This window comes from Saccharopolyspora galaxeae, assembly GCF_016526145.1.
Classification (GTDB): domain Bacteria; phylum Actinomycetota; class Actinomycetes; order Mycobacteriales; family Pseudonocardiaceae; genus Saccharopolyspora_C; species Saccharopolyspora_C galaxeae.
Window position 1 is genome coordinate 229,164 of sequence record NZ_JADDUE010000007.1, and the last position, 25,586, is coordinate 254,749.

At 69.2% G+C, this 25,586-nt stretch carries 22 protein-coding genes and 4 tRNA genes; 14 read left to right on the forward strand and 12 right to left on the reverse strand.

The window, feature by feature from the left end:
* The first annotated feature begins 57 nt into the window (after positions 1–57).
* The 3 genes from INP57_RS17760 to INP57_RS17770 all read left to right on the forward strand — a co-directional run bounded on the left by INP57_RS17760 (position 58) and on the right by INP57_RS17770 (position 4,666).
* Entirely contained in the window at positions 58–1,107 is a 1,050-nt protein-coding gene (locus INP57_RS17760) for a Gfo/Idh/MocA family protein (protein WP_200071356.1), read from the forward strand.
* A 77-nt stretch (positions 1,108–1,184) separates the two neighbouring features.
* Complete coding sequence (locus tag INP57_RS17765) at positions 1,185–3,575, forward strand: phosphoketolase family protein (RefSeq protein ID WP_200071357.1); 2,391 nt, start codon at positions 1,185–1,187, stop codon at positions 3,573–3,575.
* A complete protein-coding gene (locus tag INP57_RS17770) occupies positions 3,563–4,666 on the forward strand; it encodes an acetate/propionate family kinase (protein WP_307850159.1) in 1,104 nt (367 codons plus the stop codon). Before INP57_RS17765 ends, INP57_RS17770 begins: the two co-directional genes overlap by 13 nt.
* 8 nt (positions 4,667–4,674) lie before the next feature.
* Here INP57_RS17770 and INP57_RS17775 read toward each other — a convergent pair whose 3' ends face one another.
* The 3 genes from INP57_RS17775 to INP57_RS17785 form a co-directional block, all read right to left on the reverse strand.
* Entirely contained in the window at positions 4,675–7,041 is a 2,367-nt protein-coding gene (locus INP57_RS17775) for a glycoside hydrolase family 2 protein (RefSeq protein WP_200071358.1), read from the reverse strand.
* A gap of 120 nt (positions 7,042–7,161) precedes the next feature.
* The gene (locus INP57_RS17780; protein WP_200071359.1) at positions 7,162–7,455 is read right to left on the reverse strand and encodes a hypothetical protein; all 294 of its coding nucleotides are present in this window, start codon (positions 7,453–7,455) and stop codon (positions 7,162–7,164) included.
* A 662-nt stretch (positions 7,456–8,117) separates the two neighbouring features.
* Positions 8,118–8,897, reverse strand: a complete 780-nt coding sequence (locus tag INP57_RS17785) for a cupin domain-containing protein (protein WP_200071360.1) — start codon at positions 8,895–8,897, stop codon at positions 8,118–8,120.
* A 139-nt stretch (positions 8,898–9,036) separates the two neighbouring features.
* Between INP57_RS17785 and INP57_RS17790 the strand changes: the two genes are divergently transcribed.
* The gene (locus INP57_RS17790) at positions 9,037–9,984 is read left to right on the forward strand and encodes a D-2-hydroxyacid dehydrogenase family protein (protein ID WP_200071361.1); all 948 of its coding nucleotides are present in this window, start codon (positions 9,037–9,039) and stop codon (positions 9,982–9,984) included.
* A gap of 32 nt (positions 9,985–10,016) precedes the next feature.
* On the opposite strand, the gene INP57_RS17795 is transcribed toward INP57_RS17790, so the two are convergent.
* Entirely contained in the window at positions 10,017–11,063 is a 1,047-nt protein-coding gene (locus tag INP57_RS17795; RefSeq protein WP_200071362.1) for an LLM class F420-dependent oxidoreductase, read from the reverse strand.
* Positions 11,064–11,379: 316 nt separating this feature from the next.
* On the opposite strand from INP57_RS17795, the gene INP57_RS17800 reads away from it, so the two are divergent.
* Both INP57_RS17800 and INP57_RS17805 read left to right on the forward strand, forming a co-directional pair.
* Complete coding sequence (locus INP57_RS17800) at positions 11,380–12,360, forward strand: Ppx/GppA phosphatase family protein (RefSeq protein ID WP_200071363.1); 981 nt, start codon at positions 11,380–11,382, stop codon at positions 12,358–12,360.
* Positions 12,361–12,609: 249 nt separating this feature from the next.
* Complete coding sequence (locus INP57_RS17805) at positions 12,610–13,041, forward strand: phage holin family protein (protein WP_200071364.1); 432 nt, start codon at positions 12,610–12,612, stop codon at positions 13,039–13,041.
* A gap of 7 nt (positions 13,042–13,048) precedes the next feature.
* On the opposite strand, the gene lhgD is transcribed toward INP57_RS17805, so the two are convergent.
* Positions 13,049–14,248, reverse strand: a complete 1,200-nt coding sequence (gene lhgD, locus INP57_RS17810) for an L-2-hydroxyglutarate dehydrogenase (protein WP_200071365.1) — start codon at positions 14,246–14,248, stop codon at positions 13,049–13,051.
* 85 nt (positions 14,249–14,333) lie between these two features.
* Here lhgD and pepE point away from each other — a divergent pair, with 85 nt between their 5' ends.
* Entirely contained in the window at positions 14,334–15,047 is a 714-nt protein-coding gene (gene pepE / locus INP57_RS17815) for a dipeptidase PepE (RefSeq protein ID WP_295150495.1), read from the forward strand.
* Positions 15,048–15,637: 590 nt separating this feature from the next.
* On the opposite strand, the gene INP57_RS17820 is transcribed toward pepE, so the two are convergent.
* A tRNA-Val gene (locus tag INP57_RS17820) sits at positions 15,638–15,709 on the reverse strand.
* A gap of 45 nt (positions 15,710–15,754) precedes the next feature.
* The gene (locus INP57_RS17825) at positions 15,755–16,204 is read right to left on the reverse strand and encodes a TIGR02611 family protein (RefSeq protein WP_200071366.1); all 450 of its coding nucleotides are present in this window, start codon (positions 16,202–16,204) and stop codon (positions 15,755–15,757) included.
* A 769-nt stretch (positions 16,205–16,973) separates the two neighbouring features.
* On the opposite strand from INP57_RS17825, the gene INP57_RS17830 reads away from it, so the two are divergent.
* From INP57_RS17830 to INP57_RS17845, 4 genes are all read left to right on the forward strand, one after another.
* Entirely contained in the window at positions 16,974–17,399 is a 426-nt protein-coding gene (locus INP57_RS17830; RefSeq protein WP_200071367.1) for an SsgA family sporulation/cell division regulator, read from the forward strand.
* Positions 17,400–17,557: 158 nt separating this feature from the next.
* Positions 17,558–17,630, forward strand: a tRNA-Gly gene (locus tag INP57_RS17835).
* A gap of 85 nt (positions 17,631–17,715) precedes the next feature.
* Positions 17,716–17,787, forward strand: a tRNA-Cys gene (locus INP57_RS17840).
* Between the two features lies 1 nt (position 17,788).
* Positions 17,789–17,860, forward strand: a tRNA-Val gene (locus INP57_RS17845).
* A gap of 53 nt (positions 17,861–17,913) precedes the next feature.
* Here the strand turns inward: INP57_RS17845 and INP57_RS17850 are convergent.
* The 5 genes from INP57_RS17850 to INP57_RS17870 form a co-directional block, all read right to left on the reverse strand.
* The gene (locus INP57_RS17850) at positions 17,914–19,272 is read right to left on the reverse strand and encodes a tyrosine-type recombinase/integrase (protein WP_233627757.1); all 1,359 of its coding nucleotides are present in this window, start codon (positions 19,270–19,272) and stop codon (positions 17,914–17,916) included.
* 87 nt (positions 19,273–19,359) lie between these two features.
* Positions 19,360–19,698: a helix-turn-helix domain-containing protein gene (locus INP57_RS17855; RefSeq protein ID WP_200071368.1), complete on the reverse strand. Its 339-nt coding sequence runs from the start codon at positions 19,696–19,698 to the stop codon at positions 19,360–19,362.
* A gap of 335 nt (positions 19,699–20,033) precedes the next feature.
* The gene (locus INP57_RS17860) at positions 20,034–21,110 is read right to left on the reverse strand and encodes a DNA-methyltransferase (RefSeq protein ID WP_200071369.1); all 1,077 of its coding nucleotides are present in this window, start codon (positions 21,108–21,110) and stop codon (positions 20,034–20,036) included.
* Positions 21,107–21,892, reverse strand: a complete 786-nt coding sequence (locus tag INP57_RS17865; RefSeq protein ID WP_200071370.1) for a TRM11 family methyltransferase — start codon at positions 21,890–21,892, stop codon at positions 21,107–21,109. Before INP57_RS17865 ends, INP57_RS17860 begins: the two co-directional genes overlap by 4 nt.
* Positions 21,885–22,619 (reverse strand): hypothetical protein, encoded by a 735-nt coding sequence (locus INP57_RS17870; RefSeq protein ID WP_200071371.1) that lies wholly within the window; start codon positions 22,617–22,619, stop codon positions 21,885–21,887. Before INP57_RS17870 ends, INP57_RS17865 begins: the two co-directional genes overlap by 8 nt.
* A gap of 626 nt (positions 22,620–23,245) precedes the next feature.
* On the opposite strand from INP57_RS17870, the gene INP57_RS17875 reads away from it, so the two are divergent.
* From INP57_RS17875 to INP57_RS17885, 3 genes are read left to right on the forward strand one after another with little or no spacing between them, the layout of a single operon-like run.
* A complete protein-coding gene (locus tag INP57_RS17875) occupies positions 23,246–24,136 on the forward strand; it encodes a hypothetical protein (RefSeq protein WP_233627758.1) in 891 nt (296 codons plus the stop codon).
* A gap of 56 nt (positions 24,137–24,192) precedes the next feature.
* Entirely contained in the window at positions 24,193–24,561 is a 369-nt protein-coding gene (locus INP57_RS17880; RefSeq protein ID WP_233627759.1) for a pilin, read from the forward strand.
* 4 nt (positions 24,562–24,565) lie between these two features.
* Positions 24,566–25,570, forward strand: a complete 1,005-nt coding sequence (locus INP57_RS17885; protein WP_233627760.1) for a TrbL/VirB6 family protein — start codon at positions 24,566–24,568, stop codon at positions 25,568–25,570.
* The last annotated feature ends 16 nt before the right edge of the window (positions 25,571–25,586 follow it).

A 25,586-nucleotide genomic window follows, 5' to 3' on the forward strand; every position in this document is an offset into this window, starting at 1 on the left:
CGGAGCACCGTGCGACGGCGCCCTTGGATCGGTTCAGCGGGCTGATCTAATGGCCGCATGAGCGCTGAACTGCGGGTGGGCTTGATCGGTTTCGGTGTCGCTGGCGCGGTGTTCCACGCGCCGCTGATCGCGGCGAACCCGCAGCTGCGGCTGGCGACGGTCGTCACCGGTTCGCCGGAGCGCCGCGAGCGGGTCCAGACTGAGTACCCGGGTGCGGCCATCGTCCCCGACGTGCAGGCCATGCTGGACCGCGAAGATCTGGATCTCGTGGTCGTGGCCAGCCCGAACCGCGCGCACGGCGAGCACACCAGGGCCGCGCTGCGTGCCGGCCTGCCGGTGGTGGTCGACAAGCCGTTCGCGCCGACCGCCGACGAGGGACGCGAGCTGGTCGAGCTCGCACGGGAACGCGGACTGCCGCTGACGGTCTTCCAGAACCGCCGGTGGGACAACGACTTCCGCACCGCCGCCGAGCTGATCGCGGACGGCGAGCTCGGCGCGGTGCACCGGTTCGAGTCCCGGTTCGAGCGCTGGGTGCCGACGCCGAAGTCCGGCTGGCGGGAGTCCGGTGGCGCGCAGGACGCCGGTGGGGTGCTCTACGACCTCGGCAGCCACCTGATCGACCAGGCGTTGGCGCTGTTCGGGCCGGTCGAGTCGGTTTACGCGGAGGTGGCCGCGCGCCGCGCGGGCGTCGAAGTGGACGACGACGCGTTCGTGGCGTTGACGCACTCCGGCGGCGTCCGCTCGCACCTGTGGGTCAGCAAGGTCGCCGCCCAGCACGGTCCGCGGCTGCGGGTGCTGGGTGATCGCGGCGCTTACACCAAGTTCGGCCTCGATCCGCAGGAAGCGGCGCTGCGCGCGGGGGAACGGCCCGGTCCGGGCTGGGGCGAGGAGCCCGAGGAGTCCTGGGGAGTGCTGGGCACGGTGCAGGATTCCCGGCCCGTGCCGACCGTGCCCGGCGCCTACCAGGAGTTCTACGACGCGCTGGCCGCGGCGGTGCGCAACGGCACGCCGCCGCCGGTGGACCCGGTCGGCCCGATCGTCGGCCTGGAGATCATCGACGCGGCGCGCCGCTCGGCCGCGACCGGCGAGGTCGTGCGCCTCGGCTGAGGCGGGTTGCGATCGCCGCGAACGGGGAACGCCATGAGGTGAACAGCACCCACGGCATCCGCCAAGGAGGTTCGCGGATGGCAACCGCGACGGTGACCGCCGGCCGGACCGAGTACCTGGACTCGCGGGAACTGCAGGGCGTCCACCAGTGGTGGCGCGCGGCGAACTACCTCTCGGCCGGGCAGATCTACCTGATGGACAACCCGCTGCTGCGGGAACCGCTGCGCCCGGAGCACGTCAAACCGCGGCTGCTGGGGCACTGGGGCACCACGCCCGGCCTCACGTTCATCTACGCGCACCTGAACCGGGCGATCCGTTCCCGGGACCTGGACATGATCTACGTGACCGGCCCGGGGCACGGCGGTCCGGGCCTGGTCGCGGCCGCGTGGCTGGAGGGCACCTACAGCGAGATCTATCCGGACGTGGCCCAGGACCTCGAGGGGATGCGCCGGCTGGTCACGCAGTTCTCCTTCCCCGGTGGCGTGCCGAGCCACGTGGCGCCGGAAGTGCCGGGCTCGATCAACGAAGGCGGCGAACTCGGCTACTCGCTCGCGCACGCCTACGGCGCCGCGTTCGACAACCCGGACCTCACGGTCGCCTGCGTGGTGGGGGACGGCGAGGCCGAGACCGGCCCGCTGGCCACCGGCTGGCACTCGAACAAGTTCCTCGACCCGGCGCGCGACGGCGCGGTCCTGCCGATCCTGCACCTGAACGACTACAAGATCGCCAACCCGACGGTGCTGTCCCGCATCTCCGAACCCGAACTGCTGAACCTGTTGCGCGGCAACGGGTACGAGCCGTTCGTGGTCGCCGGCTCGGAACCCGCCGAGATGCACCAGCTGTTCGCCGCGACCCTGGACCGCTGCCTGGACGAGATCGACGCGATCCGGTCCCGCGCTCGCCGGGACGGTGTGACCGACCGGCCCACCTGGCCGATGATCGTGCTGCGCAGCCCGAAGGGCTGGACCGGTCCGGACACTGTGGACGGTGCGCGGGTCGCGGGCACGTGGCGCGCGCACCAGATCCCGATCAGCGACCCGCGCAACGATCGCGACCACTTGCGGCTGCTGGAGAACTGGCTGCGCAGCTACGAACCGGACGAGCTGTTCGACTCCGAGGGCAGGCCCGCGCAGCCGGTCCGCGAGCAGCACCCACGGGGCGCGCGGCGGATGAGCGCGAACCCGCACGCCAACGGCGGACACCTGCTGCGCGGTCTGCGGATGCCGGACTTCCGGGACTACGCGCTGCCGGTGCCGGACCCGGGCGCCACCGACGGCGAGGCGACCAGGGTGCTCGGCACCTTCCTGCGCGACGTCATGCGGCGCAACGAGGCGGAGAGCAACTTCCGCGTGTTCGCCCCGGACGAGAACAACTCCAACCGGCTGGACGCGATCCTGGAGGCGACCCCGCGGGCTTGGATGGGCCGGATCGAACCGGACGACGAGTCGCTGGCCCCGGAAGGCCGGGTCATGGAGGTGCTCTCGGAGCACACCTGCCAGGGCTGGCTGGAGGGCTACCTGCTCAGCGGCAGGCACGGGTTGTTCTCCTGCTACGAGGCGTTCGCGCACATCGTGGACTCGATGCTCAACCAGCACGCGAAGTGGCTGAAGGTCGCCAAGCGGCTCGGCTGGCGCCAGCCGATCGCCTCGCTGAACTACCTGCTGACCTCGCACGTCTGGCGCCAGGACCACAACGGCTTCTCGCACCAGGACCCGGGATTCATCGACCACGTGGTGAACAAGCGGGCCGAGCTGGTGCGCGTCTACCTGCCGCCGGACGCGAACACGCTGCTGTCGGTCACCGACCACTGCCTGCGCAGCCGCGACTACATCAACGTCGTGGTGGCGGGCAAGCAAGCCGCCCCGCAATACCTGGACATGGACTCGGCGGTGGTGCACTGCACCAAGGGCATCGGCATCTGGGACTGGGCCAGCAACGACGGCGACGGCGAGCCCGCCGACGCGGTGATGGCCTGCGCAGGCGACGTGCCGACGATGGAGACGCTGGCCGCGGTGGACTGGTTGCGGCGCCGCTTCCCGGACCTGCGGCTGCGCGTGGTCAACGTGGTGGACCTGATGCGACTGCAGGACGAGCGCGAACACCCGCACGGTCTGTCCGATATGGAGTTCGACGCGCTGTTCACCACGGACACGCCGATCATCTTCAACTACCACGGCTATCCCTGGCTGATCCACCGGCTGACCTACCGCAGGCGCGGCCACCCCAACCTGCACGCCCGCGGCTACAAGGAGGAAGGCACCACGACCACGCCGTTCGACATGTGCGTGCTCAACGAGATCGACCGGTTCAACCTGGCGATCGACGTGATCGACCGGGTACCGCGGCTCGGCGAGCGGGCGGGCTACGCGCGCGAGGAGCTCAAGGACAAGCTCATCGAGCACCGGCACCACGTGACCACCTACGGCGAGGACATGCCAGAGGTGCGGGATTGGAAGTGGGAGTCCTGATGCGGGTGCTGACGGTCAACGCGGGCTCGAGCAGCCTGAAGCTGCGGCTGCTCGACGACGACGAGCAGCTCGCCGCGCACGACGTGCAGCGCTGGCAGGGCGAGAACGAGCCGATCCGCGACTTCTTCGCCGAGCACGGCGCGGACGCTATCGGGCACCGCGTGGTGCACGGCGGCACGCAGGTGACCGGGCCCGCGGTGGTGGACGAGAACCTCGTGCACTACTTGTCGACGCTGACCGATCTCGCTCCGCTGCACCAGGCGCGGGCGCTGGACGGGATCCGCGCGGCGGAGGAGTGCGCTCCGGGCACGCCTTCGGTGGTGTGCGTGGACACCGCCTTCCACAGCACGCTGACGGAAGCCGCCGCCACCTATGCGCTGCCGAAGGAGTGGAACGAGCAGTGGTCGCTGCGCCGCTACGGGTTCCACGGCCTCTCGCACGGCTACGCGGCGCGCCGCGGTGCCGAGCTTGCCGGGTCGCAGTCGCAGCAAGGCCGGATCTTGACCTGCCACCTGGGTTCCGGCGCCTCGCTCGCGGCCGTGCGCGATGGCCGGTGCGTGGACACGACGATGGGTTTCACACCGGACGAAGGGCTGGTCATGGCCAGTCGCAGCGGGTCGGTGGATCCCGGTCTGCTGGGCTGGCTGCTCACCAGTGGCCGGGTCGAGGTGGACGAGTTGTTCACCGCGATCCAGAAGCGCGCGGGCTTGGCCGGATTGTCCGGAACCTCCGGCGATCTCCGGGACGTGCTCGCTGCGCGCGACGACGGTGACCGGGACGCGGCGCTGGCCTACGACGTGTTCACGCACAGCCTGATCCGGCACGCGGGCGCGATGGTGGCGGTCATGGGCGGACTGGACGTGCTGGTGTTCACCGGTGGGCTCGGGGAGCATCAGCCACCGCTGCGGGCTGATCTCGCTGCCGGGCTCGGGTTCCTCGGAGTCGAGATCGACGAGGACCGCAATGCAGCTACCAGCGACGACGCTGATCTGACCGCGTCGGGCGCGGGTGTCCGGACCGTCCTGGTCGATGCCCGCGAGGACTTGGAGATCGCCCGGCAGACCCGCTCCGTGCTCGTGCCGGTCGGCTGAGCGCGGGTTCACGTGGGTGCAGGCGGACCGTGGACCTCGATCGCGGCGCGGGCGGACCCCGCGGTCGGGTGGTGCGCGGTCAGCGTGACCGGCCCGGTGCCTGCGAGTCGGCTGCGCAGCCAGACCGCACCGACCCCGCCGGTTTCGGCCAGCGGGAAGGGATCGCTGCCGACGAGCACCGCCGGACCGGTCACTTCCAGCGCCACATCACCGGGTGTACCGGCGCGATCGGCGCCGTAGCGGTCCACCACGCGGATCTCGGCGCGCGTGGCGTCCGCGCCGCCGGAGGCGATGCTGCGGTCGTCCGTGCGCAGCGCGAGCCGGTCGGCCCCGCGGTCGGCCGAGAACCGGCGGCTGCGCACCATCCGGCCGCCGAGGTGGGCATCGATCCGCAACTCCGGCATGCCGTCCACTGTGGAGAAATCAGCGAAGAACGGCGGATACGGCAGATTCGGGAACTCGTCGCGCGCCGGGAGCAGCGACGCGAGCGGCTGGTCGTCCAGGAACAGCTCCAGCCGGTCCGCATTGGACCAGATCGCCGCCCGCGCTCCGAGCTCGCCCACCGGGTGCGAACCGGTCAGATCCCAGTGGAACGACGGCTCGATCACCAAGCGCCGCAACGGATCCACTTGGGACCGGTAGACGGCCGCGCCCGGCTTCGGCACCCGGAACAGGTCCAGCACGCCCGGCCACTTCACACCGCGGAACACGTTGCCGTTGCCGGACGGGTAGTCGAAACCGGCCCAGCTCAGCACTCCCGCGTAGCGCCGGTCCGCGAGCGCGAGGTCGTGCGCCCGCGCGTGCGCGAGCGCCTGGCCCTGCTGGGTCGGCTGGTCGTCGGTGCGCCGGTAGAACGTCGCCGGTCCGGACAGCGTGCCAACGGCCTCGCTCACGAGGTACGGGAAATCTCGGCGCGCCGGCGCCAGTTCCGGCCGCAGGCGACCGTCCGGCCCGGTGCTCGCGGAGTAGTCGTTGCAGGCGAACACGTCGTGCTGGAAATCCGTCGTGCCGTGGTCGGCCTGCAGCACCGCGCCGGTCGTCTGCCGCGAACCGTCCAGCTCCTTCGCCAGCCGGTCGGTGCGGCGGTAGAACTCGGCGTCGCCGGGGGTTTCGTTGAGCCGTGCGGCCCACAGCACGACCGAAGGATGATTGCGGTCGCGCACCACCATGTCGTGCACATCGCGATAGGCCCGTTCGGCCCACCGGCCGGTGCCGAGGTGCTGCCAGCCCGGCGGTTCGTCCCACACCAGCAGACCGAGTTCGTCGCAGGCGTCCAGGAACGCTTCGTGCTGCGGGTAGTGCGAGCAGCGCACCATGTTGCAGTTCAGCTCGTTGCGCAGGATCTCGGCGTCGCGCCGTTGCACCCGCGCGGGCATCGCCGCCCCCGCGAACGGATAGAACTGGTGCCGGTTCACCCCGAACAGCTGCCTGCGCACGCCGTTGAGCCGGAACCCGTCGCGGTCGAAGCGCGCTTCCCGGAACCCGGTGCGCGCCCGGCGCCGGTGCACCGGCTGACCAGCCCGGACGAGCGTGACCACCACGTCGTAGAGGTGCGGCGCGTCCAGCCCCCACAACTGCACGTCCGCGAGATCGCCGACCGCGAGTTCCACGGGATGCCTGCCCGCGGGTGATCGGATCGGCCGCTCGGCCCGGCCGAACGACTCGGCACCCCGGCGAACTTCCGCGCGCAGCAGGTAATTCCCGCCCCGCGCGAGGTCCAGTTCGCACCGCACCCGGAGCTTGCGCCGGGCGGCGTCGAGCACGTGCACGGGCTCGGCGAACACGTCCCGCACGTGATCGGCCGGAACGCTGCGCAGCGACACCTCGCGGTAGAGACCGGCGGGCTGCCAGAAATCCACCGCGGTGCTCGACGGCCTCCCGTCCGAGGACTCACCGTTCGGCGGCACCTCGGTGTCGAAGCTGCCGTCCACCACGACGTCCAGGTCGTTCTGCGCCCCCAGCAGCGCCGTGACCTCCCGCTCGAACGGCAGGTAGCCACCTGCGTGCGGCTGCAGCGCTCGCCCGTTGAGCACCGGGTGCGCGGAGGTCAGCGCGCCCTCGAAGCGCAGGAAATGCCGCAGCCCCGGCTCGGTTCGCGCGGTGAACCGCTTGCGGTACAGCCACCGCTGTTCCCACCGAGCCGGGTCCCAGTCGCCCCAGGACAGCTCCACCGCGGTGTGCGGAACGGCCACTGTGGACAGCTGGTGGTCGTCGACGGTTGCCGGGTCCGTGCCCGGCGGCAGCGGGCCGAACGACCAAGCGCCGTCCAGCGAGGTGCGCGACTCCCGGACGAGACCGGTGGCGGCGACGGCGGCCGAACCGGCCGCGCCCAGTGCGCGGCGGGCGAACCTGCGGCGGGAGAACTGAGCGGGCATCGAGTCCGTCCTCGGCTGCGGGGGAGTCCCGAACTCCCGGGACTCGACCTCATCCGAGCACGTGCCGGAACGGCCCATCCAGCCGCTGATCCGGTCTTCTCAAGATGTGATCGGCTCCGCTCAGCCCCACCTGCTCGGCCGGGCGATCTCGCTGCGCGTGGACCCGTCGTGCGCCACCGCCTGCGGCATACCGGGCCGGGTACCTCCCCGGCGCTGCGGCCGCTCGGGCTCGGCGGCGCGGATGACCGACCACTGCATGACCAGCACCAGCACGCCGAGCACCAGCGCTGCCACCGCGGCCCACAACCCCGGTGCGCTGCCCAGGAACCACCACAGCGCGCCCGCGATCCCGGCCGCGGCTCCGCAGATGATCGCGAGCAGGTGGCAGAGCAGATGCACGGCGTAGCCCTTCACCAAAACCTCCAGGCTGTGCGAGTACGGCGGCGGCGATCACCCGGGGCACGCGCGAGTTCCCGCGCCGGTTGCCTGGACGCGGGTCAGGTCACAACATCGGGCGAGATCGGTGGTCACCGACCGCGACGCCCCCGAACTGCCGCCGCCATCACTCGATAGTAGCGCCCAGAATCGCCGAATCGCCTGATCAAGGACTTGGCCTCCGAGAACGTGATCGCTCGGAGGTGGACGGACGAGCAAACCTCCGCGCAACTGAAGTCCCTCGATGGGATTGCGCCCTCGTCGGTGTCCGGCACCGGTACCGCCCCGGACCTACGGTGAGAACCGGCGCGGCGCCCGCCGGCCCGAGCGGACCCCGCCAAAGCGCAGGGCACGAATGGCTTTTCGGGGGTGAAGTCGGTGCTGAACACGCTGGCGGTCTTCGCGGTGGCGGCGTCGCTGGGCATCGGAACGATCTTCGGGTCGCTCATCGCGCTGTGCTGGTTCGAGGCGCGGATGCTCGGCCATCCCGGCCGCGGACGATCCCGCCGGACCACCCCCGCGAACACTCCGCAGCGCTCGTGCACCTTCCCGGCCCGGAACCTGCCTCGCAGGCAGGTGACAGTCGTGGTCCCGCCGGCCGCCGAACCTCCTCCGAGCTTCGCGGCGCCGCACGCCTCGGTTCACAGCACCCGGAAGTCGGCGAAGTCGAAGCCGGGGGAGACCACGCAGGTCACCAGCGATTCCACCGTCGCCGACGCCACCGCTCGCTGCCAGGTCCCGGCAGGCACCAGCACCTGAGGATCTTGACCGGCACCGACGCCGAGCACGTGGTCCCGCGGCCGCTCCGCAGGCACCGCGCCGTCCCCGCCGAGCGAGAGCGTCAACGGCCCGCCGCGGTGCCACAGCCACATCTCGGCCGAATCCACCACGTGCCACGCCGAGGACTGGCCGGGCGTGAGCAGGAAGTAGATCGCGGTCGCCGACGGCCGGCTCCCGCGCCCGTCCGGTTCCACCGGCACCGGGCTCGTCCAGGTCCGACGGTACCAACCGCCCTCCGGATGCGGCAGCAGATCCAGTTCTTCCGCGGTCCGGCTACGCGTCTCCAGCCCCACGTACCTGCCTTGCGGATCGCGGCGCGCGTAATGCAGCCCGATCACCGCGTCGCGCTCCAGCGGGCCGTAGACGTGCGGGAACAGGGCGTCCGACGGCACACCGGCGGGCGGAGCGGGCGCTGCGGGCTCCCAGCGGACCGGCGCTGCGAGCCGATCCGGGTCGAGCTCCAAGGCGACCATCGGCTCCTCGGTGTCCCGGTGGAGCGTGTTCGCCACCGCCAGCGTCGTGGCGATGTCCGGGGAGCAGTGCACGAAACCCTCGCTGTGCAGCGACGGGGAACCGATGGTCTCCGGCGCGGAGTGGAACGCGCGCAGCGGCAGCAGGTGCAGCAGGCTGGATCGAGTCACCCGGGCAGTCTCTCCCGTTCCGGCCGCCGTTGTCTCCTATCGCGCGCCGGGGCGCGACCGGCCATGTCGAAGATCCGTCGGAGCGGTGCCCGCGGCGCACGATCTACGATCGTGGCCAACCCGGCGAAGGAGGAGCGCAATGCGGATCGCGGTGCTCGACGACTACCAGAACGTCGCAAGGGACTACGCCGACTGGGACTCGCTGCCCGCCGAAGTCGCGTTCTTCCACGAGACCAGCACCGATCACGACGAGTTGGTGCGCCGCCTCGAACCGTTCGACGTGATCGCCGCGATGCGCGAGCGCACGCCGTTCCCGCGCGCCCTGCTCGAAGCGTTGCCGAACCTGAAGCTGCTGGTCACCACCGGCATGAAGAACGCGTCGATCGACATGGCGGCGGCAGCCGAACTCGGCGTCACCGTCTCCGGCACCCGCGGTGGCTCGTGGCAGGCGACCGCGGAGCTGACCTGGGGGCTGATCCTGGCCGTCACCCGCGACATCCCGGCGCACGACCGCTCGGTGCGCGAAGGCGGCTGGCAGCGCGGCGTCGGCGTGGAACTGGCCGGGCGGACGTTGGGCGTGCTCGGGCTGGGCCGGCTCGGCAGCCAGGTCGCGACGGTCGGCCTGGCGCTCGGGATGGAAGTGATCGCCTGGAGCGAGAACCTCACCGAGCAAGCCGCCGCCGAGGTGGGTGCGCTGCGGGTGGACAAGGACCGGTTGTTCCGCGACTCCGACGTGCTGACCATCCACACCGTGCTGAGCAAGCGCACCCGCGGCCTGGTCGGCGCGGACGAGCTGGCGCTGATGCGCCCGACCGCCTACCTGGTCAACACCTCGCGCGGCCCGATCGTGGACGAACCCGCGCTGCGCGAAACCCTCCGCGAAGGCCGGATCGCCGGCGCGGGCGTGGACGTGTTCGGCCGCGAACCGCTGCCCGCCGACGACCCGTGGCGCGAGGTGCCGAACGCCGTGCTCACCCCGCACATCGGCTACGTCACCACGGGTACCTACGAGGCCTTCTACGCCGAGACGGTGGAGGACGTCCGGGCCTACCTGGACGGCTCACCGATCCGCGTCCTCAACGGCTGAGGTGGGCCGGGCGCGCGGCCCGGCCCAGCCGATCACACCTCGTCGGAGAGTTCGCGGACCTTCTCGATCAGCTTGGTGCGCTCCTCGAACGTCCCGGCCAGCGGGGTCACGTTCAGCGTGGAGACCCCTGCCTGCTTGTAGGCGGCGAGGCGTTCGCGCACGTGCCCTTCGGAGCCGATCAGCGTCGTCTGCGAGATCAGCTCGTCCGGCACCTTCGCCGCAGCCTCGTCCTTCTTGCCGTCCAAGTACAGGTCCTGGATCTCGGCGGCTTCGGCCTCGTAGCCGTAGCGCCGCGCCAGGTCGTTGTAGAAGTTCTTGCCCTTGGCACCCATCCCGCCGATGTAGAGCGCCAGCATCGGGCGGATCGAGTCCGCCAGCGAGGCCACGTCCTCGCCGATGGCCAGCGGCGCCTGCGCGACCACGTCCAGCTCGCCGAGCTGCGGATCGCGCTTGGCCTTGCCCGCCGCCAGCGACTCGCCCCACACGTCGGCGGCCTTCTCCGGGACGTAGAAGATCGGTTCCCACGCTTCGGCGATCTCGGCGACCATCGCCACGTTCTTCGGCCCGATCGCGGCGATCATGATCGGGATGTTCTCCCGCACCGGGTGGTTGATCAGCTTCAGCGGTTTGCCCAGGCCGGTGCCCTGCCCCTCGGGCAGCGGGATCTGGAAGTGCTTGCCGTCGTGCTGCACGCGCTCGCGGCGCCACACCTGGCGGCAGATGTCGACCAGTTCGCGGGTGCGGCCGAGCGGCGCCTGGTACGGCACGCCGTGGAAGCCCTCGATCACCTGCGGGCCGGAGGCGCCGATGCCGAGGGTGAACCGGCCGTCCGAGACGAAGTCCATCCCGGCCGCGGTCATCGCGGTCGCGGTGGGAGTGCGGGTGTAGATCTGCAGGATGCCGGAGGCGATCTCGAGGCGTTCGGTGCGCGCGGCGATGAAGCCCATCTGGCTGACCGCGTCGAACGAATACGCTTCCGCGACGTAGACGATGTCCAGGCCCGCCTTCTCGTAGGTGGCCAGTTCGTCGACGGTTTCCTTGAAGCCCCCGCTGTAGTTCAGCGGCATCCCGATGCGCATGGTCGTCCTCTCCGTGGCTGCGGGCGGGCGGCGCCGGGTTCCGGCCGCTCCGCCGGGTCTCCCGAGGTTATCGGCCGCGGACCGCTCCCGGGGAGCCCTTTCTAACACCACTTGTGTGACACAGGTAGTGCGAGCTTCGCCGGTGGCCGTGACGTTGATTACGGATCAAGAAACGCCGAACGGGCGATGAACGGAGAGTGTTCATGCGGCATGATCCGTACATGGTTCTCGTTCTCCGCTCTTGCCGGATGCTCGCGCCGTGCCGCACCGGGGCCGCTGTTTGCGAAGCTCCGGCCGGAGGGCACGTGAGGGTGGTATGAAGCTCGGACTGCTCGACATCGGCTCCACCGCCGCGCGCCTGGAACTGGTCGACCTCGACCGCGCCCGGCTGCCCCGAGCCTCGTGGAGCCACAAGGCCAAGACCCGGCTCGCCGACCACACCCGCCCGGACGGGCACGTGACCGAGGCCGGTGCCGAACAAGCCGTGCGCGCCGTCGAAGAATGCGTGCGCGCCGCGGAGTCCAGGCTCACCGGCCCGCTGGTCGCGTTCGGCACCGCCGCCGTGCGCGACGCCGCCAACGGCGCCGAGCTGCGCGAACGTCTCGGGCGCGCGGCGGGCTGCCGGATCGGCGCGCTGAGCCCGCACGCCGAGGCCGCGCTGTGCTTCCACGCCGCCCGCCGCTGGCACGGCCGCGAGCGGTCCTTGCTGACCACCTTCGACATCGGCGGCGGCACCGCCGAGGTGGCCACTGGCGCCGGTCAGTACCCGGACGAGGTGATCTCGCTCCCGCTCGGTGCGGCCAAGCTGACCCGCGAGCACCTGCCCGGTGATCCTCCGTCGCCGAAGGTGGTCGAGGCGTTGCATCGCACCGTGGACGACATCGCCGCGCCCGCACTGGCCCGCTTCGCCGATGCTGATCTCGGGCAGTCGGTGGGGCAGTCGAAGGTGCTGCGCCAGCTGGCGGTGCTCGCCGCGAGCTCGGACGACAAGCTGGTCCGCCACCCGGACACGCTGGCTCGGGCGAACCTGCGGCGCTGGATCCCGCGGCTGGCGGCGCTCTCGCAGCAGGAGCGGAGCAAGCTGCCCGGTGTTTCGCGCAGCCGCGCCCGGCGCATTCTGGCGGGTGCGGTGGCCGCGGACGCGCTGCTGCGCGCGGCCGGTGTCGACGAGCTGGACCTGTGCCCGTGGGGGTTGCGGGAAGGTTTGGTGTTCCGCTTCGTGGAGGCCTGCGAGCAGGCGGAGCAGCGTGCCCGCACGGACGCGATCGAAGCCCTGATGGCGGAGATGTTCGCCTGAGCGAAGCCGGCCTGAGCCGGATCGCGTTTTCGAAACCCGCGCGACGAGGAACTCGCCGCGATCGAGGCGGTGGCGCCGGTCGGCGTCGCGGTCGGCGAGCGCTACCCGGAGCACGCGATGAACACCGTGCACGTGTGACGGTTTTCCCCGGTTCGCCACGGGCCCGGGCCGACGGGCCCGCGGCCGAGCCGGGCGGGGCGGTAGCGTGCGCCGAACTCGACAACAGGCATCGACACCGAAAGGCGCATCGTGGCGGTACTGCTGCACATCCTGATCACCGCGGTGGCGGTGTGGGTCACCACCGCACTGCCCGGAATCCAGCTCGGCGACGCGAGCACCGACACCGGGACCAAGATCGTCACGCTGCTGGTCGTCGCGGTGGTGTTCGGCATCGTCAACGCGGTGCTCAAACCGATCGCGAAGACCTTCGGCTGCCTGCTCTACCTGGTCACGCTCGGTTTGTTCGGGCTGGTGGTCAACGCGCTGCTGTTCTGGCTGACCGGCTACGTGGCCGGTGAGCTGCGATTGCCGTTCTACGTCGACGGTTTCTGGGCTGCGTTCTGGGGCGCGCTGATCGTCACGCTGGTCAGCAGCGCACTGCACGGCGTCGTGCGCCGGGTGCGCATCGACGCGGCGCGCAACCGCGAGCGCGAGTACTACCAGCGCCGCGACTACTACTGAGCCGGACTCAGCCGGGCAGTTTCGCCCCGACCCTGGCAGCGATGTCCTCGCCGATCAGCAGCGAGGCCGTCGCCGCCGGGGAGGGCGCGTTGAGCACGTGTACCCAGTGCTCGTCCTCGTCGATGCGGAAATCGTCCACGAGCGTGCCGTCCGGCTGCACCGCCTGCGCCCGCACTCCGGCTTCTGCGCGCGTCAGGTCGCGGCCGCGCAACTCCGGCAGGAGCTGCTGCGCGGCACGCACGAACAGCGGTTTGCAGGCCGAGCGGGCGATCTCCCCGGCGCCGGTGCGCCAGTACTTCTTCGCCAGCACCCGCAGACCGGGGTCGGTCAGCAAGCGGCGCAGGTGCGCCGTCGACCAAGTGCGCCAGTCGTAGCCTTCGCGAGCCAGTGCGGGCACTGCGTTCGGCCCGACGTGCAGGCCACCGTCGACCATGCGCGTGAAGTGCACGCCGAGGAACGGGAATGCCGGATCCGGCACCGGATACACCAGTGCGTTCACCAGGTCGCGGCGTTCCGGAGTCGTCTCGAAGTACTCGCCGCGGAACGGCAGAATGCGCGCTGACGGCTGCGTGCCCGCCAGTTCGGCGACGGTGTCGCTGTGCAGGCCCGCGCAGTTCACCGCGACCCGCGAGCGGAACTCGCCCGCTGTCGTGGTCAGCACCAGGCCGCGCCCGTCGCGGCGGACCGACCGCAGCTCGGTGCGCTCGCGGACTTCGATGCCGCGACCGGCGAGTTCTTCGGCGAGCGCGCGGCACACCGCACCGAAGTCGGTGCTCCCGGCGTCCGGCACCAGCAGCGCCCGCAGCCCGCGCACGTGCGGCTCCCGCTCCGCCAGCTCCGCACTGTCCATTTCGGACAGTCGTACGCCGTTGGCGGTGCCGCGGCGGGCCAGTTCCGCGAGTTGCGGGAGTTGCTCCGCGGTGCTGGCCACGACGACCTTGCCGGTCCGCCGCGCAGGCACGCCGTGCTCGGCGCAGAACCGGTACATCGCTTCGGCCCCCGCGCGGGCGAAGCGGGCCTTCGCGCTGCCCGGCGGGTAGTACAGTCCACTGTGGAGCACGCCGGAGTTGTGCCCGGTCTGGTGCGCGCCCACCGCGGACTCCTTCTCCAGCACGGTGATGCGCCGCCCGTCGCGCGCCAGCGAGTAGGCCGTGGCCAGTCCCACGATGCCGCCGCCGATGATCGTCACGTCGTTGGTCTCGGCCATGCGGCCATCCTGCCGGTCCCGGCCCACCGGCTCCAGACCCGGCGGTAAGGTGCCCGAACAGTGCAGGAGTCGCCGAGGGGAGACGGTGGTGCAGCTTCTCCTGCTGTCGAGTTCGCACGTGCCGGGCAGGGGGTTCCTGGACCACGCGCTGCCCGCGGTGACCGAGCTGATGGCCGGGCGGGAACGGATGTTGTTCGTGCCTTATGCCCGCCGGGACTTCGACACCTACGCGCGCAGCGCGCATTCGGTGCTCAGCGCGGTCGGCATCAAGCTCGACGGCCTGCACCGCGCGGCCGACCCGGTGGCCGCGATCCGCGCGGCGGAGGTCGTCTTCCTCGGCGGTGGCAACACGTTCCGGTTGCTGGCCACGCTGCAACGGCAGGACCTGATGCGGGAGCTGCGGCGCGCCGCGCTGTCCGGGGTACCTTTCCTCGGCGCCGGTGCGGGAGCGACCTTGGCCTGCCCGAGCCTGCGCACCAGCAACGACATGGCGGTGCTGCAGCCCGCGTCGTTCGCGGCGCTGAACCTGCTGCCGTTCCAGATCAACCCGCGCTATCCCGATGCCGACCCGGGTGGCGACTCCCGCGATGAGTGCATCGTGGATTTCCTGGCGCACAACGACGCTCCGGTGCTCGGCTTGCGACCGGACTCCTGGTTGCGGGTGCGCGGCCGGTGCGCCGAACTCGGCGGTGCACAAGCGGCGTGGTTGTTCACCCGCCACGCTCCGCCGCAGAACCTGCCCGCGGGCACCGACCTGTCCTTCCTGCTCCGCGCCGCCCCGCGCTACGACGTCGCCTGACCGCGCCGGTCGCGATCAAGCTTGAGCGCAGCTACGGATCACTTCGACCAGCTGGTGAACACCGGGGGATCCGACGGGGAAGTGTCCGGCGTTGTCTAGCAGCACCAGTGCCGCTCGTGCATCTGCACACTCTCGATCGACCACGCACGACCGCGATAACGTCATTCGAGGCCGATGCTGTTTCTGGCTCAGCGATGTCGATGTTCAGCATGGGGGCGCCGTGGCGAGAGTTCTAATCTGCGTGTCGCCCGCGCAGGGACATGTCGGCCCGAACCTGCCGGCTATTGCTGGCAGAGCTACCGCTGACGATGCGGAGCCGTCGTCCTCCGGTGCTGGTGCTGGGGTTCGTCCCGCTCGCGATCCCGATGCCGGGGCTCGCACCCCCGCGGACCCTCGTCGACCGGGCGCGGAATCTGGCGATGACGGCGACGACCCGTGCCCTGGCGACCCGAACTCCGACGGCAGATCCGAGCGTCCCGGGCCGGGTAGAAACTTTTCAGGCATTGCACAACGAATCGCGATTTTCATTGCCACACCCGCAAAACGAATGTGGCCCCTACCCGTACCGGGCAGGGGCCACATTCAAACTGTGGGCGATACTGGGATCGAACCAGTGACCTCTTCGGTGTGAACGAAGCGCTCTCCCGCTGAGCTAATCGCCCGATGTCACCGTTCCCGGCGACAAGAAGAACTTTACAGCACCGTCCTCATGGTCCGAACAGGGGGGAGGCCAACCAGGACCACCGCACTCCGAACCAGCTTCCGACCAGCGAGAACATCCCGAGCATCCACAGCGTCACCAGCACGATGGCCCCGGTGACGGCGGCGACGGCGAGTTTCGTGCACCAGTGCTGCCTGCCGAGCCAGCGGACCCAGCGCTGGTACTGGCGCTGGGTGAACACGTTGACCCGGTGCGCCCAGTGGAATTCCGTGGCGAGGATGCCGAGCCCGGCGAACACGACGAGCCAGCCGGGGCCGGGGTACGGGATCAGCAGGATCCCGGTGACCAGCACGAGTGTTCCGATCGCGCCGAGTGCGATGCGGTAGGTCAGGTTGAGCGTCGGGTTCGCCCGGATGCGTTCGCGCCGGGCGTGCAGCTTGGTGCGCAACCCGTGCAGCCGCCGGGGCTTCGGCGGTTCGTCGTCGCCGGAGTTCATGTCGATCTTGTCCGGTCCCGGCTCGGCCGTCCTGCTCAGAATCCACCTGCCAGTGTCGTGTCGGGCACTGCCTGTCGGTGCTGGGTCGTATCGGCGCCGCCGGTCTCGTGGCGGTGCGAATAGTCGGCGAACCCGCCGGGCGCAACGACGCAGCCGGTGCCGACCCGTATGGGCCAGGGTACGGGTCGCGCTTGCTCCAGCCCGGTGAACGCTGTTCGTCCGTTGCGTGACGTCGCGGTGGATGTGACAGGAGTCATGGTCGTCTTTCGGCCGCGAGTCGTCGACCGCGGCGATCAGAGCACTTCGACCCTGGTCACACTGTGGCACCGGTCTCCCCGGCCGGGTGGTCCGCAGGCGCGCACGGAGCGTTGAGCGGATCGCGGGGTTAGTCCGTCTCGGCGAATGCGCGTGGCGAGTGTCTCAGCATCGGCGCGCGAAGCCCGTGTCGCGCCCTGCCCATCGCTTATCCTGGAACTACGTCCTGCGACGTCGGTGTCGGGAAATTCCGATGTTGGCTGCCGCGTTGCCAGGGGGAGGTCCGTCGCAGCCGTGGTCCGATGCAGGATGCGGAGCGCGCGTGGCGGGCCGATGACGGTCGGGGGGAAGCGACGTGAACACTCTGCGCAGCCTTCCGATCGCGTTCCGAAGTTCAGTATGCCCCATAAGAGTGATGTATGGCCGGGTGACGAGCACGGTACCCCGGTGAGGCGTCACAACTGTGTTGCTCGGTCGATAAGCGGACCGGGAGGGAGCTAGGAAGGCGAGGACGATGCGAAACGATCACGTGACTCTCCGTTCGACAGCGGTGTTCGACCTGCTGGCGCCGCAGACGCCTGCCGTGCCGGTGCAGGTGGAGCTGCGTTACGACACCCGCGATCCGTACGCCGTGGTCGCCGCGTTCCGCACCGGCCGTGCCGGGTGGGTCGAGTGGGTCTTCGCCCGCGATCTGCTGGCCGACGGGCTGATCGCGCACGCAGGCGAGGGCGACGTGAGTATCCGCCCTGCGGTGGACGACCCCGAGGTCGTCACGATCGAGCTCAGCTCCCCGTCGGGGCACGCCGTGTTCGAGGCTTCCGCGCAGGAGCTGGCGGACTTCCTGGACCGCACCTACGACGTCGTCGTGCCGGGCAACGAGAACCTCTGGGTCAACGTCGACGACGCCTTGACCCGGCTGCTCCCGCACGACCTGTCCTGACGAGTCGGCTTTCTGACCAGGGCGAAGCGGCTCGGCGGCGGCTTCGTCCGGGGTGGACGACCCCCCTTTTGATCGCTCCGCGGAGCGTGGTCTAAAGTTCTCTGTGCAACGCGGCGATGGGCTCCGGCAGCCGGGACGGAGTTTTCACCGCAGCGCACGCGGATGTAGCGCAGCTGGTAGCGCATCACCTTGCCAAGGTGAGGGTCGCGGGTTCGAGTCCCGTCATCCGCTCTGGGAAACCCTCCGGGCCGTACCGGTGGTTCCGGGCACTCGGCGCTCGGCAGCACGGATCACGGCCCAAGACAGGCCCCAACGCGGCGGAGTGGCCGAGTGGCTTAGGCAAGGGCCTGCAAAGCCCTGTACGCGGGTTCGATTCCCGCCTCCGCCTCGCGCGATTAGCTCAGTGGGAGAGCGCTACCTTGACACGGTAGAGGTCACTGGTTCAATCCCAGTATCGCGCACTAAATCTTTGTGCAGGTCAGCGGCTCTGCTCCTCTGCAGGGCGGGCTCGTTGTCAGCTCGCAGATGGCGATGAAATGGCGATGCGATCTTGAACGGGCTCGCCATTGCTGGTTTCAAGGGTGTCCCGCAGGCGCGGGAACCACATCATGAGTTGGGCGCGCTCGGCGGCGGTCAGCGCCGCTACGGAGGCCGCCCACCGGGCTTCCAGCACTTCGAGCACTTGTTGTTCCATCTCCGGGGTCACGTGATCGTAGACCCGGGCGATGCCCTTCATCTTCTGTCCGAGTCGGGCGCGGCGTGCCACCTCGGACACCCCGTCTTCGGTTAGCCACGTGCTGTGGGTGTGCCGTCCTTCGTGGAAGGTGAACCACATCAGGATTGCCGGGACGTGATCCTCGGCCTGTGGGTCGTCGGGCTCGATACCGTCCCAGGCCGGGCGCCAGTGACGCTGGCGGAAGTTCGACCTCCGCAGGAGGTTTCCATCGGGTGTGCAGAAGAGGAAAGGGTGGGAGTGGGAGTTCATCAGCGCTTCGTAGAGCACGGCGATGCTTGGGGGAAGCAGGACGTCCCGGGTGCTGGCAGGGGTTTTCGTGCGTCCCTTCTTCTTTCCCTTGCCCGGTCGTGAGGTCTTCCGCTTCGTGGGCCTCGGGCCGCCGTCGGCGATGACGCCACCGGGACTGATGCGTTGGCCGCCTTTGAACAGCTTTCCTCCGATCTCCTTCAATGGTTCTTCAATCCGGATCGACCGGCGCTCGTGGTTGTACTCGTGCCGCAGCTGACCGGCCAGCTCGCTCCAGCGCGCTCCGGTGTAGGCGTCCACCACGGCGAGAGCGAAGCCCGCCGGACCAGCCGTGTGGTACAGCCGCATGGCCGCACGCAGCACCTGCACTGGGGTGGCGACGAGGCGGTCCGGTGTGAACTCGCCCGAGGTCACCCGGATACCCGAGCACGGGTTGGCCGGGATGTACTGAGCACGGAAGGCCATGTTGAGGAACGTTGAGAACGTCGCGAACACCGACGACACGGTGGACTCGGCGTAGTCCTCATGCAGCTCGGAGACCCACTTCTCGATCTCCAGGTAACTGTTGAAGATTCCGATCAACGGCCACGCGGACCACTGCGGCAGTAGCTGGTTGTTCAGATGGGACTTGTACTTCGCCAGCGTCGCCGCTTCCAGCCGGGGACCGATGGAGTCCAGCAGCTCCGACGCGAAGTCCTCAAACGGGGTGTCGCCTTTGCGGGGGTCGATCCACATGTGCCGCCGGATCAGGGCTTCCTGCTCGTTGCCCCAGTCCTCGGCTGCCTTTTCCGAGGTGAAGCCGGACTTGCTGCCCCAGGTTCCGTCGGGGCGCTTGTACCGGGCACGCCAGCCATCACCCTGGGCATCGCCCAGTCGTTGACCGTAGGCCATGACCACTTCCTTCCTTGCTCTTGCTCTCTTTTATGAAGCCGCCCCGGCTGGTGCCGGGGCGGACATTTGTGTGGGCACGGTGCCCGGTCAGGCCGCCCGGAACTCTCTCCGTTGAGGCATGGGAGTTTTCCTGGCGAGCCGTACGATTTCTGCGGCGTCGTCGCGGCTGAAGCGGTAGTGCTTGCCGAACTTGCGGTGCGGGATGAGTCCGGCTGCGGCCTGCTCCTTCAAGGTGCGCGGCGAAAGCCGCAGGAGGTCTCCGAGCTGTTCGGCGGTGAGCAACGCGTCGGGGTCGTGCGGAGCGCGTTCGGCCAGCGCGCGGACGGCGTCGGCCAGTTCACGAGCTGCCGAGGCAAGTTCGGCTGCTGCCGAGACCGTGGCAGCATCCGCAGCAGCGGCATCGGTGAGCGGATCGTGTGTGCTCATGCGGCAGCCCCCTCAACCCCGCCGCGGGCGCCTTCGGCCAGGCTTGGGAGGACGACGTTGAGCTGATTTTTCGTCGACCAGGCGGCGTGCCGGGACTGGTGGTCGCTCGGCTGAGGAGCACGACTCATTTCGTCCCCACCTCGTGTGATCGTTGGCTGGTCGCACATGCAGAGGCTGCCGGGTCGCCCCAGGCCCGGGCGGCATCGCGGCGGGAAGCGTAACGCCGGCGAACGGGAGCGAGTCGTGACTGCCGTGTCACGCATCGCTGCACGGCGTTTCGGTCACGCCGTCGTGCTGGAGGAAAGCCCGCGTTGCTGGCGGCGCCGAACTGGTTCTTACGCAACGTTGGCTCCTGGATTTGTTTCGTTGGTGATCTCGATGCGCCTGCTCTGGTCCCGAAGTCGCCGCAGGAAGATGTCGTGGTAGTCCGCCCGCAGGTCGATTCCCTGGAAAGACCGGCCCCATTGTCGGGCGGCGAGGCCGGTGGTTCCCGCTCCGGAGAAGGGGTCGAGGACGCTGCCTTCTTCAGGGCAGCCGACCGCGATACACCGTTGCGGAAGGTCGATCGGAAACGGAGCGCAATGCGCATCCGGTAGCGGGCGTGTGGAGATCGACCAGACATCGCCGACGTTCTTCCCTGTTTCCCGTGGGCGCCACGGGGACCGGACTGTGTGCGGCTTGTAGCCCCCGCGATGATTCTTCCGATGCTCCGGACGGTTCTGCGACAACGGTTCGAGCGCGCGGGCTGCGTCGAAGTAGTAGTCCGGCTGCTTCACCAAGAGGAAAACCATCTCGTAGCGTGAGGAAAATCGATCTGAGGCTGGGTCCGGTATGCCGTTGGGTTTGCGCCAGACCATCGCGTTGCGAATGACCCACCCGTCTTGTTGCAAAGTGAGAGCGACCCGCCACGGAATTCCGATGAGACTTTTGTGGCGAACGACCGAAGGTGCCTCTTCGGTTGTTATTTTGCGCGTGCTTCCCGTGCCGCTGTTGTGGTAGCTGAAGCCGTCTCGGAGATTGAGCCAGTACGTTCCCCGTGGGGTCAGCAGGCGCCAGACTTCCGCGCTCACCTCTCGCAGGCGGTCAACGTAGTCATCGATCGTCGACTCAAGTCCGTATTGCTGATCGTGCGCAAGGGCGCCGCATTTCCTGCAGTGCTTGTTCGCGCTGGAGTGCAGTCGCGAGGAAGTGCGTTTCTTGGTGGTTCGGCGTTGATGGGGTGTTGTTCCCAAGGTGTGTTGGCACCCCGGGTTTCCGCCGATCCAGATTGCGGTGCCGTAATCGCGTAGTCCCCAGTGAGGTGGCGAGGTGACGACACAGTCGACCGAGGTGCTGGGACGGGATTTCATGACCTCTAGGGCGTCGCCGAGGCGCAATTCGATGGTGTCGTCACAGTAGTAGAGGCTGTTCACGCGACACCTCGCTCGGGAGTTTCTTTAGGACGTGTGGTTGTAGGTAGGCGGAAAACCAGCACGTCAATATGGGCCGGGAGCGCGGTGGGATGGCCGTGAATGTCGGTGCTTTCCGGGCGTTCTCCGGCGCGGCTGACGGTTCTCGGGCGTACGCGGTTTCCTCGAATGGGTGCGGTCAGAGCGATGCAGTGGTCGGCGGGGATGAGGCCGATCGCGTCGGCGGCGTCGCTGACTTTGCCGGGTAGGTCGAGCAGTCTTCCGTGGCGGCGCCAGGGGCGGCAGGTGATCACGATGTACCCGCCGGGCCAGACCCAGTCGGCGACGGCGTCCAGGTCCTCATACAGCCCGACGAGCACCCGGCTGGGGTCGCTGGCCGGGGTGTGCCGCAGGCCGGTGAGTACGAGGTCGACGGCGCCGGGCAGTTCGGCGGCGCGGGGGTCGTCGACGCTGTCGAGCAGGGTCGCGGTGCCGACCGGGCCGGCGAGGCGGGCGAGGTCGAGGTTGGCTTCCAGGGCGGATTCCCACCGGGGCTGGGTGGGCAGGCCGACCGGGTCTCGGCCCGCCCGGAGGGCTTCGGCCAGGACCAGTCCCGGTCCCGGGTTGGGGTCGCAGACGGTGTCGCCAGGGGCGGTGTAGGTGGTGATGACCTGCCGTGCGACGTCCGGGGTCAGGGCGGTGTCGGCGCGGGTGGCTCCGACGTGCCGGTCCGCGATCTGCCGGGCTGGGGTGGTGTGGCCGGTGTCCCAGACGCTGGCGGGGCGCAGGAGGGTCTTATTAGACATGGCGGACCTCCGGGGACGGGGTCGAGCGGCGGAAGACGCTGGCGGTGGTGTGGATGCGGCGGTGGCCGCCGAGGGCGATCGCTCGGAGGCTGCGCCGGGTCGTTGGCCGAGGGGGCGACGGGGGTTGGTGGGCCAGGATCATTCGGTCGGTCAAGATCAATCCGGCCAACGCTGCGGCCCGCGACAACTGCCCCGAATGGGCCGCCCGCGACCTGTGCTGATCGCTACTGTGTGTGAGCGCGACGATGGTGCCGGCAGGGGCGAGCAGCGGTGTCCAGTCGGCCATCGCGAAGGGGTCTGCGGGGTGGTCGGACCAGCCCGCGATGATCAACGCGAAGTCGTCGGAACCCGGACCGGACGACTGGTCGAGCGGTTGCTGGTCGGTCGGGTTCGCGACCGGCTCGGCTAGGTCGCCGGGCCGCGGTCCGAGTCCGGACCCGGACCCCCGGGCACCGGGCAGACCCTCACCCGCCGTGGCGGACTCATGATCGCCGTGAGCGCGGTGGTCGGGTGTGGCGGTCGCGCCGCGGCCGAGTCGGAGGACGGACTCCACGAGCCGGTCCCGACGCGTCAGGCTCGAACCCGTCGCGGGGGCCTCGCCGTCGGCGAGCATGATCCGGTCGCTGGGCGCGGTGTAGGTCGTGGTGATCATCGAGACTGCGGCGGTGACGATCTCGTCTTCGTCCGCGGCGGGGTCGACGAGACACAGCCGCACCGTCGCCGGCACCGGTGTGCCGGTGGGTTCGCGGCGGGGTGCGTGGACCGACCCGACGCGGGGGTTCGGCCCGTGGCCATCGGGGGTGTCAGGAGGCGGTACCTCCGGGATCGGGAGGGCAGACATCGCGTGCTCCGGTGATCGGTCGGTCTTGCCAAGGACACCCCTGAAGTCCGCGAAAACGGCCCCGATCGGTCACCGCCGGGCCAAGATTTTTCTCGCCATCCCTCAACCGGAACTGACACCCAGCGTCACTGGCGTCTCCGGTTCCCCCAAGACGTTTGTCGATCTCGTGATGAGCCGATGAAGATCGACAGTCGCGGCGGCTGGCGGGGCGTCAACGGCCCCGCGGTGGCCGTGTTCAAGATCGCTCCGCAAACTTCTCAAGATCCTTTCTCTTGTTTCGTCTCTTCGTCTGGTTGAGGTGACAGCAACGGAACAGCGTCTGACTAACACCGCAGCGCACAGGCTTGCTGTTCATCTAGATCGTGGTCTTGAAATTGATCTGAATATGATCTTCTTGTTCCGGAACAAGGAGATCATCTTAGTTTCGTCTTAGTACGGAACCGTGCGCTGCGCTGTTTTTCGCCTGGCCCTCTCGGCGGCGTCATTGACCGCCGTTTGAGAGGAGCCGAGCAATGGCTCTCCCTACCCACTGCGAGCACGAAGAGTGGCCGGGCAACCCGCTGGATGCCGCCCGTGAAGCCTTCGGGTGGCTGACCGCAGGGGACCACCCGGTGGCTGTGGACGGCCGCCTGTTCGACCACCTTCCCGACCGGATCATCCCGGTCGACGAACTCCGAGACCTGCTGCTAGCCCACGGCTGCCCCCGCCGGGTGTGGGACCAGGTCTGGACCCACGTGATCAGCCGCGCCCGCGTCGAGGGCGGCACCTGGACGATCACCGCGGTCGGCCTGGCGCTGCCGATGCTGACCTCCCTGGCAGCCCGGCTGACCGAGCGCTACGCCGACGACCCCAGCGACATCCACGCCGAGGTGCTGCGCGGGTTCCTCGACGCGCTGCAGACCGTGGATCTCACCGAGGGTCGGATCACCATCCGGCTGCGGTGGGCCGCCTACCGCGCCGGGCACCGGGCACTGCTGGACGGGATGGACGGGCCGACCCCGAAGCCGCCGGGGTTCCACTCCAGCGAACCCAAACCCCCAGCCGGCCATCCCGATCTCGTCCTGGCCCGCGCGGTCGAAGCCGAAGTCCTGACCCGGACCGAGGCCGAGCTGATCGGCGCGACCCGCCTGGAAGGCGTCGAGCTGGCCGACTGGCCGCACCACCCCGGACTGACCTACGAGGGACTGCGCAGCATCCGCCGCCGGGCCGAGAACCGACTCGTCGCCTGGCTTATCGAGTCCGAAGCGAGCCCTGGCGACAGTGATCCGACCGGCGACGCCGCGGCACGACTGCCCCCCGACGAGCAGACCGAGGACTCAGTCCAGTCACAGAACGTAGCGAAAAAAGTCGGTGGCCCAGCGACCGATCAGGCCCCGAATTCCGGACTTCAGGGACGCGGGTGAGCCCTACCCGCTTCGCGCTCCCGCTGCCTCGCACGCGCTCTCTGGAGGTCTCTCTGATGCGCTCCTCGTTCACCCCATACCTCTCCCGGCGCGGTGGTCTCCGGCTGCTGATGATCGCCGGGCTGGCCGCCGTCGGCCTCCTGGCGATCTCGATGCCCGCGGTCGCCGAGACCACCCACGTCCTCGCGCTGGCCCGCACGATCGACGAAGTCCTGGGCAACATCCGCAACTGGATCATGGGTCTGCTCGCCCTGCTGGCCACGGTCTTCTTGACCATCGGCGGCGTCCGCTACGTGCTGGCCAACGGTGACCCAGGCGAGGTCGAGAAGGCCAAGCAGTCTTTCAAGTCCGCGGGGTTCGGCTACGCCCTGGCGGCGCTGGCTCCGCTGGTCGTGGAGATCCTGCGCGGAATTGTGGGGGCCTGATCCCATGCCGGCCACCGCGTACTCCACCTCACCGGCGGGCCACCGCCTGGGCCGCGTGTGTACCGCGGTGGCCGCCCTGCTCGTGCTCGTTGTGGCGGCGGGGCTGGTTTTCACCGGTGCCGCCAGCGCCCAGCCTGCCCCGCCGCCACCTGCTCCGTCCGCGCCCGTTCCCGCGCCCGCTCAACCGCCGTGCCAGGGGCCAGGCTGCATTCCCCAACCCGTGCCGGTGCCTCCGGATAACCAGCCGCCCGGAAATCAATCGAACCCCCATCAAGCTCCGGCCCAGGAGTCGTCGTGCGGGATCACCGATATTCCAGCCTGCGTGTCGGATGCGATCGAGTCGTTCTTTCGCGATCTGGTCACGCCCGGTTTGAACAGCGTGTTGGACCTGCTTGCGAAGTCATTGCTGGTGACTCCTCAGTTGGATCAACTGCCGGTCATGGGGCAGATATGGGGCAGCTCGCAGCAGATCGTCATCGCGGTCTACGCGACGCTCATCCTGGTCGCCGGCATCATCGTCATGGCCCACGAAACACTGCAGACCCGGCATTCCATCAAGGAAATCCTTCCCCGGGTGATTGTCGGGTTCCTCGCGTCCAACCTGTCGCTGTTTTTCGGCGGCAAGGTGATCGAAATCGGTAACGCGCTCTCGCGAGCAATCCTGGGCGATGGGTTGAGCCCGGAAACTGCGGGGCGCGCCATGCGCGACACCTTGATGCATGATCTCGACGGAGGCGGACTGTTCGTCATCTTCATCGCGCTCGCTCTCATCGTCATGCTCGTCGCGGTTCTGCTGACCTACATCGTCCGCGTCACTCTGACCATCATTTTGCTCGCGGGCGCTCCGATCTTGCTGATGTGTCACGCGCTTCCACACACCGAAGGTATCGCGTTTTGGTGGTGGAAAGCATTCGCCGGGGTGATGGCCATTCAAGTTGGCCAATCGCTTGCCTTGGTTGCGGCGATCAAGCTCTTCTTTTGGCCCGGCGGCATCACGCTGTTCAACTAATAACAAGGGGGAAGCG